We start from the raw sequence: 14690 nt of genomic DNA on the forward strand, positions 1-14690 counted from the left end.
AGGAAATGTGTAAATGGACTCAACACCCAGTTCATCGTCTTTGCGTCAAACCTGGCTAATTGCCAGTTATGAAGTTAGCAAACGATTTACCAATACCAAAGGTATTGCAGCGCTTATCGCTTTTTCATTACTTTGGACGATAATATTATTATATCCAGTTCAAAGCGCCTCAGTTTATATGCTAGAGCCTGGTTTTAAAGAACTGGTGCAACATATTTATGGCCCAGATGCACTTAATCAATTATTTAGTTGGAAAGTCGCTGAGTTTGCTGTGTTTTGGTGTATTGCCTTATATGTCTTTCCAATGTTCAGTATTTTCATTAGTGCCGATCAATTCAGCTCAGATAAGCAGCGTGGCTCATTCCGTTTTTTAAGTTTACGTGTCAGTCGTGACAGTATCTTCTTTGGCCGTTTTCTTGGACAAATGCTAATCCAAAGCTGTTTGCTATTACTTACCATTCTAGCGACGATAGTATTGGTTCTCAGCCGTGATACAGACTTATTTATGGACGCTTTAGTCAGCGCAGTGTCAGTATTCATCAATGTCTTTATTGCTCTGCTACCCTATACAGCCGTAATGGCCGTTTTGTCTTGGTATGCCAGTAGCGCAAGACAAGCTAGTATCTACGCTATTATTTTAGGCCTTGTCAGCTTTATTCTGATCGCAATTATTAATAGCCAATTACCAGCCTTGTCTTTCTTAAGCTGGGCACTCCCAGGCTCTCAGCTATCTCTCATGATTGATACTCAAGGATTGCAATCATTAATGTACGCACCAATACCTCTTATTCAAGCTGTCGCAATTCTTATCGCTGGGCGTATTTACATGCAACGGAGTGCATTATGAAGCTAATTACATGTGAAGGTGTCAGCAAACAATACGGCACAAAAACGGCGCTAAACAAGATTAACTTGTCCTTAGACACCGGAGCACCAATTGCGCTAGTCGGCCCGAATGGAGCAGGTAAAACAACGCTATTTAGCTTACTTTGTGGTTACATTCACCCATCTGAAGGCAAGATAACGATTTTAGGTGAAAAACCGGGTAGCCCGCAGTTACAAAACCTAGTATCGGCATTGCCACAAGATGCCGCATTAGACCCGAATTTTACCGTCGTATCGCAACTCACCATTTTCGCGAAGTTACAGGGATTTACTCGTCAAGACGCCAAGCATGAAGCGTTGAGAGTCTTAGAGCTTGTCGATTTGTCATCAGCCGCTTTAATGCTACCAAAAAGCTTAAGCCATGGTATGAGTAAACGTGTGTCAATCGCCCAAGCATTAATTGGCTCCCCGAAGTTAGTTTTACTGGATGAGCCTACTGCTGGTTTAGATCCCGCTAATGCCAAAAAAATCCGCCAAATCGTTAAGGATTTATCACCTAAGACGACCTTTGTCATCAGTTCTCATAACCTTGAAGAACTTGAAAAATTATGTGATCAAGTGTTGTACCTCGAACAAGGAGAGCTTCAACAATCGGTTTCTATGAAAGCGGATGCAGAAACCGCCTTCTTAACCCTTACGATGCTAAACGCTGACATTGAGCAACTGGCTGATAAGGTCAGAGCGTTACCCAATATTCTTAATGTCAAAATGAATAATGATAAGCAACTTATCATTGAGCATCATATTGATACGAGTTTACGCCTAGAAATGTCACTTTTGGCTCTATTTGTTGACAACAACTGGCAATATAAGGCCATGATGAAAGGAAGAAGCTTAGAGGAAACCTTATTCTCAAGTTAAATTAACTAGTCAGCTTGTTGTTTTTAGAGCCAATAAGCACAATTACTGTTTATGACCATTCATATTTAAAAAGCCTAGTAATCACTACTGGGCTTTTTTGTGTCACCTACACGGCAACACTGGCCAAACACTAATAACGGCCGAAATGCTAATTCTGAAACGCGATTAATAACTGAACTGACAATGACGACAGTACAACAATCAACAACAAAATATGCATCATAAGCTCAGCTTTTGGCGGTGTTAGCCAAGTAACATGACCAAAGGCGTTAGCAAACTTAAATACTGGCCATACAAGGCCACATAGACTCATAAACAATGATTAACGACGTATTATAGAATGCGATGCGATAGCCTGAACTCTATCAATGCTGTTAACGACGTATAGGTAGAGTATTAAGGAATTTATAACAATGCTTTTAAAGTCATCGATAAAGCCATCGATAAATTAATAAAAGGTCTAGCGACAAAAAGCGCGATGAAGATGACCCGTTATACTTTTTCAGGCAAAAAAAAACTGCAGTCATAGACTACAGTTTTATTTAATTATACTAGCCGAAGCTAGGAATAATTAAACTACAGTTACGTTCTCAGCTTGTGGGCCTTTTTGACCTTGAGTAACAGTGAACTGAACTTTTTGACCTTCGTCAAGAGTTTTGAAACCGTCTGAGTTGATAGCACGGAAGTGAACGAATACGTCTGGGCCAGACTCTTGCTCGATAAATCCGAAACCTTTGTCAGAGTTGAACCACTTAACAACACCAGTAACTTGAGACATGATATAAATCCTGTATATATAAATTAAAGCCTTAACGGCGGTAGAGCTGAAAATGCCGGTTTTACTTATGTTCACAGGACGAAACTGGTCGTATTGAAACACATAAACTAAGCCCAACCTTCAAGCCCGATAGATTATGAACCTTTTTGCGGGTATGTCAACTAACATCAGCATTTTAATTCAATTAGTTATTACCATGCCCAAAATTCATGAATTCGATAGCTGTTTCCAACTAAATATCAGATTCAAAAAGTAAAATAGCAAATTTAAATGACAAATCAATTACGTTGATGAATTTCAATACTAAAGTCTAACTCACAGCTAAGTCCTTGATCTGCAATTTGGGTCTTTTGTTCTTGCGTCAACTTCCAAGCATAAGGGGTCATGTTTAAAAAATGTTCAATATCAACAGGGTCAGATAAATCCAATTGATAGCAAAGCCTTTCGTTATGCAGACAAGTAAAACCTTCAAGCTCTGCCTTTGAGGCTTCATGTGGTTTAGGCTCACTATAAATGATTTTTTTCATCGCGAAATGGTGCATAGGACCAGGAGATACAGTAATTAGCACGCCATCTTGTTTGATCACCCTTTGTAACTCATCCAGTTTAGAAGGCGCATAAATTCTCATCGCTAAATCAAATAACCCGTCTTCAAAAGGCATTTCATAGGCACTGGCTACACAAAAATGTAAATCAGGGTAGCGTTTGGCGGCATACTTAATTGCAGACTTAGAAATATCCAGCCCTTGCAGTACACAATCTACTTCCCTTGTCTGCGCCATGGCTTCAAATAGCCGATGACTGTAGTACCCTTCTCCACAACCTATATCTAATATATTTTCAGCATTAGCTGCGTATTCAATCGCAAGCTCATTTACCCTATCACTTAGTTTTTGGTAGTAGCCTTTATTTAAAAACTCACGACGGGCAAACATCATCGTTTTATTGTCGCCAGGGTCTTTTGAGTTCTTTTTCTGCACAGGCAATAAATTAACATAACCTTCTTTTGCACAATCAAATTGATGACGGTTTTCACAAGACCATGATTTGGCATTTAGGGTAAGCACCGTGCGGCACAAAGGACAAATATATTGCATTTTTTACTCAACAAGGAATTGAAATAACGGTTACTCAACAAGAGCAACGTTTAACATGACACTAAAAATGACAATGGTACGCAATGAGCACCCAAAAGTCAGTTATCTTCGGTTAACTTATCAACCATCAAACTCACATCTGCAGGAGCAAGTAACGCAAAGCACTCTAATTTACGTTGTAAATCTTCAACATCTTTGGACAATTCATTTGCTGCTGATGCGTAATTAGTTCGCTGCTGTGATTGACTATACGTTCGTAACAGCCATTGTTGTTTATGATTAAGTAGATTATCAAGCTTTAACAATTGCGCTGCGATAATGGCGTGAACTTTATTTCTTTCTTCAGATAAATAGTGGCTAATATCAGCACGTACTTGTTCAATTTCACTAATATTCAAAGCGATAGTTGCTGGAGGTTCTTCATAATCAAAGTTTCTCGCTAAAATCGCTTTAGCCATGATCAATTCTTTGGGTTCTTGATTAAGGCGTAAATCTTTCTCTAGTGTAATCGCTTCACACACCGATTGTTCATATTCAATGACGACACCTTGATCAGAGTGAATAAAAGAAAACGTTAATCTAACGCCTTTTCTTAGCATGGCGGCAGATATTCGTGGCGCTATACCGACTCTGGCATACAAGCGGCAACCTTGACCTAATGATCTTGTAACTTTACCGAGATGTTTACTGACATCACATTGATGAGAAATAGTGCCAGAGCTGGGGCTTGTGTCAGGAACAGAATTTAGCGAATAACCTGCTGACGCTGTTGCCTCACTCGCTTTATTAACTTTCCCTTGATCAAGTTGCTCTTTATCAAGTCTGTCTTGGCCATGAGTATCTTTGTCATCCAAGCTTTCAACACGATTGACAGTAAAAAAAGGCTGGCAAGTGAGAATGATGCTAGCTCCCTGCTCATTTGTATGAGAGGGTAACTCACTAATAATAATTTCTGCTAAAGGCTGGCTCAGCGCAGGAAGCAACACAAAATCACTGACATCATCAGCCAAAGAGACCAAAAGAGATTGATTTGGCTTTATTTCATATTGTATTGGTTGGCTGAATAGATGGTTGTACATATAGACTCCGATGACGTTATATAAATTGTAACCATCAAACTGACTTACGTCACCTACTTAAAAAGCGTTCAATCACTAACGCCCCCTGTAAACATTAGTAATTAACAGTGTTAAGATATTTGCAATCGAAAAATAGGATAACTCTATATTATGGCAAGCGCTTTTCAACCTACCCTTTTTTGGCACGATTATGAAACATTTGGGGTGAGTCCAGCAAAAGACCGTCCTTCGCAATTTGCAGGCATTCGAACTGATTTAGATCTTAATATCATTGGCGAGCCAGAAAACTTTTATTGCAAGCAATCAACAGACTACTTACCTGCCCCAGAAGCCATTTTAGTGACAGGGATAACGCCACAGCTTGCGAATCAAAAAGGCATGGTTGAAACTGAGTTTATGGGGCGCATTAATGCCATTTTCACTCAACCAAATACCTGTGTTGTTGGGTATAACTCATTACGATTTGATGATGAAGTCAGCCGTTATGGTTTTTATCGCAATTTTATTGACCCTTATGCACGTGAGTGGCAAAACGGTAACTCACGCTGGGACATTATCGATTTAGTTAGAGCCTGTTATGCATTCCGTCCAGAAGGGATTAATTGGCCGCTTAAAGAAGATGGTTCACCTAGTTTTAAATTGGAGCATTTAACCCAAGCTAATGGGTTGAGCCATGAACAAGCTCATGATGCTATGAGCGATGTCTATGCAACGATTGCTATTGCAAAACTCATCAAAGAAAAGCAGCCTAAATTATACGATTACTATTTTGAGCTTCGAAATAAGAAAAAAGTCGCAGAATTAATCCAAGGCGACTTCATGCAGCCGCTTGTTCATGTTAGTTCAAAGATTAGCGCTGCCAATGGTTGCGTCACTTTAATTGCGCCTGTAGCACCTCATCCAACGAACAAGAACGCGATGATTTGCATTAATTTGGCAATGGATTTAAGCCCGCTCATTGACTTAACTGTGGCAGAAATCGTCGAACGTATGTATACACCTCGAAGTGAATTAGCCCCAGATGAGCAGCCAATTCCACTAAAGCAAATACATTTAAACAAATGTCCGTTTATTGGTACTCCTAAACTACTATCAGAAGCCGTAGCACAAAGGCATCAATTTGATATGGATTTTGCCCGCAGCCAATATAAATTATTCAAACAGCACCCTGAGCTTCGCGATAAAATGCAAGCGGTTTTTGATGTAAATGATCACCCTGCAGTAACCGATCCTGATTTAATGCTCTATAGCGGAGGCTTTTTTAGTCACGCCGATAAAGCCAAAATGGAAATGATCCGCAATACCAAAGCCGAAAACCTCGCCGCTCTTAATCTCGACTTTGACGATCCTAGGCTCAGTCAAATGTTGTTTCGTTATCGAGCCCGTAATTACCCTGAAACATTAAGCCATGATGAATCAATGCAATGGCGAGAGTTCTGTCAGCAACGCCTTTCTGATGCTGATTATGTGATAAACCTCGAAAACTTATTAGAAGAAACCAGCGAGAATGAACACAAACAAAAGTTATTAAAAGCCCTATGTTTATATCTGCAATCTCTTTAAGCTTTTATCATTAACTTACTTTGTACTTATTGTATTAATAAAAGGAATTGGTCATGCAAAATCGTTTCATTGATAGCATCACCCAACTGCCCAAACCACTGGCAACAGCGCTTATCCCATTACTTAATGATGATTTTTGTGGGCACATCGATGCGAATCAACTGACGGAACTTGTCAATGTCAGTAAAATGACAGAAGAAGAACTTCTATTAAGTTTACTGCCAATCGCTGCAGCACTTGCCAAACCAAGTATCAGCGAGTTTTATGTTGGTGCAATCGCTAAAGCTGAAAGCGGCGACATATACATGGGGGCTAATTTTGAATTATCTTCTGAAGCGCTATTTCACACGGTACATGCCGAACAAAGTGCAATCAGCCACGCCTGGCTAAACGGCGAACAAAAAATTATTGATGTCGTCGTCAACTTCAGTCCTTGTGGCCATTGTCGTCAGTTCATCAATGAATTAGTCAGCGGTATCGATATTAACATCCACTTACCTGGTCAGCAGCCACAGCAATTAGCACACTATCTACCATATGCATTTGGGCCAAAAGACCTACAAGTCACTAAGCCACTGTTATCAAAAAGTCATATCGAATTTAGTTTACAGTCAGATGACCCAATGATCATCGAAGCTGTCGACCAAGCAGGTTTAAGTTATGCCCCCTATACGCAAAACTACGCAGCGGTAGTTATTGAAACAAAAGACGGTAAAACATACTGCGGCCGGTACGCAGAAAACGCGGCATTTAATCCGTCAATGATGCCAATGCAAATGGCGTTATCAAACTTAATTCGCCACAACAGAGACTACAGCGATATTAATCGAGTGGTATTAATAGAATCATCTGCCGGTAAAATCAGTTTAGCTAATGCCACTATGGATACACTGCAAGCTGTTGCCGCAATTGAGCTTGAGCATATCGTTGTAGACCCAAGCTAGACAGATCATTTTGCTGCACGTTAATTGAAATTACACTGAATTAGCCTTTCTTAGTTTCGATATTAAGAAAGGCTTTTTGTTACCAATCATTATTTAGCACCTCGAAGGCACGTATTCACTTTTTTGTTTGCACAAAAGCTGTAAAGCCTTACACTCTTGCTCTTCTCATATAAGAATTGATTTAAGAACTCTAGCCCATGCCTGATTTAGCAATACTTGCTGTATTTATTCCAACATTCTTTTTTGTTTCTATTACGCCAGGAATGTGTATGACATTAGCAATGACACTCGGCATGAGTATTGGTGTTAGAAGAACGCTGTGGATGATGGCAGGTGAATTAGTGGGTGTTGCTTTAGTTGCTATTGCTGCGGTTATGGGCGTTGCCAGCGTCATGCTCAATTACCCAGATGCCTTTGCCATTTTAAAATGGCTCGGCGGCGCTTATCTTGCGTATATAGGTGTTAATATGTGGCGTTCGAAAGGCAAAATGGCCATTATTGAGGGGCAGCAAACAGACAAATCGATTAGTAATATTGCGCTAATTTCCCAAGGGTTTGTCACAGCAATAGCCAATCCCAAAGGTTGGGCATTTATGATTTCACTTTTACCTCCTTTCATCAGTGTTGATAAAGCTGTCGCACCTCAGTTGTTTTGGCTACTTGCGATTATTATGCTGACAGAAAGCGTATCAATGCTCGCTTATGCCAGTGGCGGTAAGAGTTTAAGAATGTTTTTATCTCGGGGCGATAACATTAAACTGATGAACCGTATTGCCGGCAGTTTAATGATTGGCGTCGGTTTTTGGCTAGCACTTGGTTAAACGTTAAATACACTGAATATCGCTAAACGAAAGAAGTATAGATAAAAATAAGCCGATAATGTTTTTGATTACGCCGCTTTGTCGTAATACGGTTTAACACAGTTTCTTCCGTTTTCTTTCGCCATATACAGGGCTTTATCCGCTCTCATAAGTAAGTCTTTAAGCTCTTTCGCAGATGCTGTTTTTTCAGCGATACCAAAGCTCGCTGTGCACTGGAGGTTTTGAGAATCGGTTAACGGAATTTTACACTCAGCAATGTGTTCACGCATTCGCTCGGCCACTTTATTAGCATCATGCAAATGGGTATTTGGCATAGCAATAACAAATTCTTCCCCGCCAATCCGCGCACATAAATCTTGTTCACGGCACAAGGCTTTAATCGTTTTAGTCACTTCAATTAAACACTTATCGCCAACTAGATGACCGTGTTTATCGTTAATCGTCTTAAACAAGTCTAAGTCGATTAGCACCAAAGTGAATGGGAGTTGATGCGCCACAGCTTGATCGAGCAATGATTTACCCTCGGTAAAAAAGGAGTGTCGATTTGCCAATCGTGTCAAAGAATCAGTACTTGCTTGCAATGTCAGTTGCTTTTCGTTTTTATCAATCTGTTTAGCAAAAATATATAAGACAACAATCACTTCCAGCATCGTAAAAAATACCACTGATTGATAAAGCATATGGTTAACTTGAGCAGAAAGTTCAATTAATGGCGCTTCGTTTACGGTATTTTCGCAATAGAAAAATAACACCATTGCCAGTGCACTTAATGTCACCTGCTCAAGTCGCTCTCTTAATTCAAATAACAAAAAAGCCCCAGTTGGCACAAGGAAGTAATACAGGTGAAAACCACTCGCATTAGTTACATAAACATTGGTACACACAAGTAGATGCAGCATCAACACGCTAAAAAACCAAATTTTAGCGATTTTAGGCTGCTGTTTGGCGGTAAGTACATTAGTGACGAAGTACGCAAACGTAAATCCAAGGTTGATAAAACCGACAGAAGGATTATCAAGAAACAAAATATAGTTAAGCGAATATAAAAATGAGATAGCAGCCGTAATTAACCCTATGATATTCATAGTTCTTATTCGGTTAGCTAATGAAAATGACTGTTGATTCGTGCCCAGATTAATAATTGATTTTAAGTTCATGGGGGTAACAAATAGGTTAACGACATGTAAACTTTAGCACAATTTATATTTTTAGTTCTATCCAGAATATCAGTTAACAGAGTACCTAATTCAATTGTCGATTGTTAAATGAAGATGACTTAACTCCTCTAAGTCGTTGTCATGCTATTCTGAATTTTGTTTATACGGGAGTTTTGCGCTCATTTGCGTCATGTACTGCTTAATGTGAAGTTGTTCTTGCTGGCAATAGTGATTAATAGCATGACTAAACTCGGCATGTGCGATATTGTGATTCGAATAGGTTTCTATAGGCTCAAAACCTCTAGCAACCTTATGCTCCCCTTGTGCCCCTGCATCAAACGTCGTTAATCCATGTTTGATGGCATACTCTATCCCTTGATAATAACAGGCTTCAAAATGCAGACCGTCAACCTCCTGTAAGCAGCCCCAATAACGCCCGTATAAATGAGTTTTAGAAACAAAATATAACGCCGAAGCCACCATTGTTTGCTGCGGATCAGAAATGATAAGTAAGCGAATTTGATTACCCATAGTGTCTGCTAGCTGCTCAAAAAAATCGCTGGATAAATAACCTGTATGACCAGATCGTTTTAAATAGGTTTGCTGATAACACTCAATAAAGTGCTCCCACTGTGCTGAAGATGCTTGTTCGCCTGTAATAAATTCAAAATGATACTCAGAAACCTTACGACGTTCTTTAACAATGGTTTTACGCTTACGTGAGACTAACTGTCTAAGATAATCATCGAAATTCTGATAACCTCGGTTACCCCAATGAAACTGTGTAGCAAGCCTTGCAATAGACTGTTGACTGGCAAAGTTAAAATCATCTTTAGGTAAGAACAAACAGTGCCAAGACGAAAAATCCTGTTCTATACTGCGATTAAGAAAGTTGAGAATACAGCTCATAAGATGATGTCTAACTGATTTACTGGCCCCTTCCATGACCCCGAAACGCTGCCCTGTTACAGGAGTAAACGGTATAGCCGCGACTAATTTGGGATAGTATTGTAATCCGTTTCTCTCATATGCTTCAGCCCAAGCCCAATCAAACACATACTCTCCCCACGAATGGGTCTTCTCATAGCATGGTAAAATAGCCACTACCTTATCGCCTGTCTGAACCACAATATGTTTTGGTGTCCAACCCGTAAGTGGGCAAACACATTGGCTTTTCTCAAGAGCCAATAAGTAATCAAACTGAGTAAAAGGGTTATCATCACGAAACATCAGCAGCCAATCTTGCCTACCAATAGCTTCAACTGAATCGTAAAAGCTAATGTGAATATCATCAAGAGCTGTCAGTGCAGAGTCCTCTGCTAATGAATCACTAATTAAGCCAGTTTCAGACATATTTCCTCAGAATACCGTTTTAAATATTGTGTATTAGATCATACTTATGGCACATTGCAACATATGATTATACTTACAAAGGACTGAAAATGAGCGTTTTTTCTCAGATAAAGCCTATCGTTGTTTCTACTTCTATTGCGTTACTACTTGGTTTTACTTCACTATCCGCAAGTTCTGTACAAGCTGCCAACGAACAGTCAATTTACAGTCGCGCTGCAACAGCACAACCAATTTGGGCTGAGCACGGCATGGTCGCCAGCCAAGAGTCATTAGCCACACGAATTGGCGTAGATATTTTGAAACAAGGTGGTAATGCTGTAGATGCCGCAGTTGCTGTAGGTTTTGCTCTTGCAGTCACCCTTCCTCGTGCTGGCAATATTGGCGGAGGCGGCTTTATGTTAGTCCACCTCGCTGAAACGAATAAAACAATTGCTATCGATTATCGAGAAACCGCGCCTTCAAAAGCGCACAAAGATATATTTCTAGATGAAAAAGGTAAGCCAAACCCTAAATTAAGCCGTGAACATGGTCTTGCTGTCGGTGTCCCAGGAACAGTCATGGGTTTTGAGTTAGCGCTCGAAAAGTATGGCACTATGAAGTTAAGTGAGGTGATTGCGCCAGCCATAAAGTTAGCAAAAGAAGGTATTAGTGTTAATCCAGATCTTGCTAACTCCCTGGATGGACTTAAACGCCGAATTTCTCAATGGCCCAGTTCAGCCAAAATCTTCTATAAAAAGAACGGTGACAGCTTTGCTGTAAACGATACCTTAGTACAAACCGATCTCGCACATTCACTGTCTTTAATTGCAACTCACGGCAGTAAAGGGTTTTATGAAGGTGAAACTGCAGAAAAAATCGTTGCCTCAATTAAGCAAGCCAACGGTATTATGACCTTGGAAGATTTAAAAAACTATCAAGTTGTTGAACGTAAGCCAATTCGCGGAGAATATCGTGGTTACGAGATTGTCTCCATGCCACCTCCTTCCTCTGGCGGAATTCATATCATTCAAATGCTGAACATGCTTGAGAACTACCCTATCAATGAATTAGGCCACAATACGGCTCAAACATTGCACTTAATGGTAGAAAGTATGAAACATGCATATGCCGATAGAAGTGAGTATTTAGGTGATCCTGATTTTAACCCTGTCCCTTTGAAGGGGTTGACGGATCAAAAATACGCTGACTCATTGGTCAAAAAAATAGCTTACAACAAAGCCACTCCAAGTGCTGAGATAAAGCCAGGTAATATAGCTCCCTATGAGAGTAACCAAACCACTCATTACTCTGTTGTTGATAAATGGGGAAATGCAGTGTCGAATACCTACACGTTGAACTTTAGTTATGGTTCTGGACTAGTTGCAGACGGCACTGGGATTTTACTCAATAATGAAATGGACGATTTTTCTGCAAAGCCAGGTACGCCAAACGCCTTTGGTTTAATTGGCGGCGAAGCTAATTCGGTTCAAGGAAACAAGCGCCCATTGAGTTCAATGAGCCCAACCATTATGATGAAAGAAGGCAAGCCTTTCTTAGTGACAGGTAGCCCAGGCGGCTCAAGAATTATCACGACGACATTACAACTCATTATGAACGTGATTGATCATAAGCTTAATGTCGCAGAAGCGACTGCTGCGCCAAGAATCCATCATCAATGGCTTCCTGATTATATTGGTGTAGAAACCAGTTTAAACAAAGATACAATTTCACTGCTTGAAGCTAAAGGCCATACGATCAAGTCCAGCAGTGCCATGGGCAGTACCCAATCAATAGTGGTGACTGAAAAAGGCGTTTATGGAGCATCAGATCCTAGACGTGCAGGTTCTGAAACCCTAGGTTATTAGTAATAACGTAAATAATAACAATGTGCTGTATCGAAAAGCGATGAGTAGATACAGCTTAAATTTAAACAAGATAAAATAACACTCACTCCCTTTCCAAAATAAACCTGCTCACTTGCTCATTTTTATTGTTTAGATCCCCCCCTAAATAAGAATAGCTATCATTACAATCCGCATAAATAACAAAACAGCAACATCAAGATTCGATTTTTGTTATTCCAAATTTATTTCAATTAAAGTTTTTTATCTTTATGCCGATATTGTTATTGCAGGAACAGACCCGTTATATGGTTATTAATTAAAATTAACAAACACCCAATTGCGGATGCGTTTAATTAACAACACAGGTTGTAAGCGATATTTAACCCGCCAATATTTTGACAAGGACAAAATACTGGCAACTTAAGCAAGATAGAAAGAATTTAATTAATACCTGAAATGTTAAAACTTTTATCAAATAAAATTTATTTCATACAGGCGACAGACTTAACTAACTGATATTGATAGATATAACTATTTATGCCCATATGGTTGCATCAATTAACTGAAATAGACTATTTTTTTAGCATAAAATTCATATTATGATGCGCTAAAAATAACTCAATAATATTAAAAAACAGCAGGATTCAACTTGATGAAGTTAAACAGCTTAAAAATAAAGCACCGGATCGCTTTATTAACAGTCGTTGCAATTTCTTCGTTTGTTATTTCACTTGTAATTAACAATCAAAGCGTGCAACAAAATGCTGAACGTTTAAATGGACTTCAATCACAACTTTACCCAGTATTAAATTTAGCCACGATTAACGATGGCTTGTTATTGCAATTAAATCAAAATATTCAATCTGCAGTAACAACCGGTGAAGAAGAATCATTGTTCACTGCTGAAAATATGGTTAAACAAATTAATAGTAATCTAAATACTATTAAGGGTTTATTACCTCATGAAGCTAATGATGCCAATAATATGCAACGCGACTTGGCCACTTATCATGACAATGCCAAAACCTTAGTTGCTGAATTTTTAAAAGATGATGTCGACTTTAACAAGATCACAAACCAGGCTTCAGAAAATGCCAAGCGATTTGAATCCCTAACAGCGGTTTTTGCTAAAAAACAACAAGATTACTCAGATGCTTTCACAACGAGTATTAGCACGACCTTAGCAAGTTCAGATAATGCGGCATCATTGATGTTGATTATCGGTATTATCGCTTCACTATTTTTGGTGATCGTTGGCGTACTAGTGAATCGCTCAATCATAGTCACCATTCAGGACGTCACCCATTCATTACAGAATATATCAGAAGGTGAAGGCGATCTTCGTTCTCGGATTGAATATAACGGTAAAGATGAAATCGCGACGCTCGTACATTGGTTCAACCAATTTGTATCGAAATTACAAATCTCAATTGCTGACACTAAACAAACTACAGACAGTTTAAGTGCAGTATCTCATACGTTATTAGAAAGCTGTAAAAATAGTGAAAACACCGTTATCGAGCAAAATGAGTCCGTTGAACAAATCTCTAATGCCATGCGTGAAATGTTCATCAGTGTTGCACATATTGCTGAGTATGCCGCTAATGCTGCATCTGAAGCTGACAATGCAAATGATGAAGCTAAACAAGGTCAAGAGGTTGTGTCTCAAGCTATCACTACCATTAATAAATTAGCAGAAGAAGTACAAACGACTGCTGTTGTAGTGAATCAACTTGAGGCGTTCACCAGTAACGTCAACGATATTCTCGATACCATTCGTGGTATTGCAGATCAAACCAATTTACTTGCCTTGAATGCAGCAATTGAAGCAGCTCGAGCAGGTGAACAAGGAAGAGGCTTTGCCGTAGTGGCCGATGAAGTAAGAACCCTTGCTTCTCGAACACAAGCGTCAACGCAAGAAATTCAACAAGTATTGCAAGAGCTTCGCTCTACTTCAACTCAAGCAGTTGATGCAATGCAACGTGGAATTGAAACCGCTGAAGAAGGTGTCAAAACCACTTCATTAGCCGGAGATGCATTAATCAGTATCACCAATAAAGTGAGTGCGATTACCGTCGTTAACGAACAGATTGCTGCCGCCACTGAAGAACAACATAGCACTTCAGAGCTTATCCAGCAGTATGTCGCTGATATTGAAACCAATGCCGCTAAAGTAAAAATGACCACGGATGAAATGGGCGGGATCAGTTATGACATTGAAGGTGTTAGTAAACAGCTTCAAAACATAACAGGTCAATTTAAAGTCTAACAATAATAATATTTTAAGATAAACGAGATTTATCTTGAGTAATGATAAAGATGAACAGGA

The 14690-nt window shown here is 39.4% G+C and carries 12 protein-coding genes; 7 read left to right on the forward strand and 5 right to left on the reverse strand.

What is annotated here, in order from left to right:
- The first annotated feature begins 13 nt into the window (after window positions 1–13).
- Both J8L86_RS04720 and J8L86_RS04725 read left to right on the forward strand, forming a co-directional pair.
- Window positions 14–847: an ABC transporter permease subunit gene (locus tag J8L86_RS04720; protein WP_065107862.1), complete on the forward strand. Its 834-nt coding sequence runs from the start codon at window positions 14–16 to the stop codon at window positions 845–847.
- On the forward strand, window positions 844–1746 hold the full coding sequence (locus tag J8L86_RS04725) for an ABC transporter ATP-binding protein (RefSeq protein WP_211028986.1): 903 nt from the start codon (window positions 844–846) through the stop codon (window positions 1744–1746). Before J8L86_RS04720 ends, J8L86_RS04725 begins: the two co-directional genes overlap by 4 nt.
- Before the next feature lie 571 nt (window positions 1747–2317).
- Here the strand turns inward: J8L86_RS04725 and J8L86_RS04730 are convergent.
- From J8L86_RS04730 to J8L86_RS04740, 3 genes are all read right to left on the reverse strand, one after another.
- A complete protein-coding gene (locus J8L86_RS04730; protein ID WP_012155714.1) occupies window positions 2318–2524 on the reverse strand; it encodes a cold-shock protein in 207 nt (68 codons plus the stop codon).
- Between the two features lie 278 nt (window positions 2525–2802).
- Complete coding sequence (rlmA, locus tag J8L86_RS04735) at window positions 2803–3621, reverse strand: 23S rRNA (guanine(745)-N(1))-methyltransferase (RefSeq protein WP_211028989.1); 819 nt, start codon at window positions 3619–3621, stop codon at window positions 2803–2805.
- A gap of 98 nt (window positions 3622–3719) precedes the next feature.
- The gene (locus J8L86_RS04740) at window positions 3720–4700 is read right to left on the reverse strand and encodes a hypothetical protein (RefSeq protein WP_211028991.1); all 981 of its coding nucleotides are present in this window, start codon (window positions 4698–4700) and stop codon (window positions 3720–3722) included.
- 150 nt (window positions 4701–4850) lie between these two features.
- Between J8L86_RS04740 and sbcB the strand changes: the two genes are divergently transcribed.
- The 3 genes from sbcB to J8L86_RS04755 all read left to right on the forward strand — a co-directional run bounded on the left by sbcB (window position 4851) and on the right by J8L86_RS04755 (window position 8028).
- Window positions 4851–6263: an exodeoxyribonuclease I gene (gene sbcB, locus J8L86_RS04745; protein WP_065107858.1), complete on the forward strand. Its 1413-nt coding sequence runs from the start codon at window positions 4851–4853 to the stop codon at window positions 6261–6263.
- A gap of 53 nt (window positions 6264–6316) precedes the next feature.
- Entirely contained in the window at window positions 6317–7207 is an 891-nt protein-coding gene (gene cdd, locus J8L86_RS04750) for a cytidine deaminase (RefSeq protein ID WP_211028993.1), read from the forward strand.
- 197 nt (window positions 7208–7404) lie between these two features.
- Window positions 7405–8028, forward strand: a complete 624-nt coding sequence (locus J8L86_RS04755; RefSeq protein WP_055023340.1) for a LysE family translocator — start codon at window positions 7405–7407, stop codon at window positions 8026–8028.
- A gap of 68 nt (window positions 8029–8096) precedes the next feature.
- On the opposite strand, the gene J8L86_RS04760 is transcribed toward J8L86_RS04755, so the two are convergent.
- Both J8L86_RS04760 and J8L86_RS04765 read right to left on the reverse strand, forming a co-directional pair.
- Window positions 8097–9185 carry a GGDEF domain-containing protein gene (locus tag J8L86_RS04760; RefSeq protein WP_348772642.1) on the reverse strand — a complete coding sequence of 363 codons (1089 nt, stop codon included), beginning with the start codon at window positions 9183–9185 and terminating at the stop codon, window positions 8097–8099.
- Between the two features lie 144 nt (window positions 9186–9329).
- Window positions 9330–10538: a GNAT family N-acetyltransferase gene (locus J8L86_RS04765; protein ID WP_211028996.1), complete on the reverse strand. Its 1209-nt coding sequence runs from the start codon at window positions 10536–10538 to the stop codon at window positions 9330–9332.
- A gap of 89 nt (window positions 10539–10627) precedes the next feature.
- Here J8L86_RS04765 and ggt point away from each other — a divergent pair, with 89 nt between their 5' ends.
- On the forward strand, window positions 10628–12382 hold the full coding sequence (gene ggt / locus J8L86_RS04770; protein ID WP_211028999.1) for a gamma-glutamyltransferase: 1755 nt from the start codon (window positions 10628–10630) through the stop codon (window positions 12380–12382).
- Window positions 12383–13013: 631 nt separating this feature from the next.
- Window positions 13014–14630: a methyl-accepting chemotaxis protein gene (locus tag J8L86_RS04775; protein ID WP_211029001.1), complete on the forward strand. Its 1617-nt coding sequence runs from the start codon at window positions 13014–13016 to the stop codon at window positions 14628–14630.
- Window positions 14631–14690 lie beyond the last annotated feature (60 nt).

Source organism: Shewanella sp. MMG014, from assembly GCF_018100775.1.
Lineage (GTDB): Bacteria > Pseudomonadota > Gammaproteobacteria > Enterobacterales > Shewanellaceae > Shewanella > Shewanella japonica.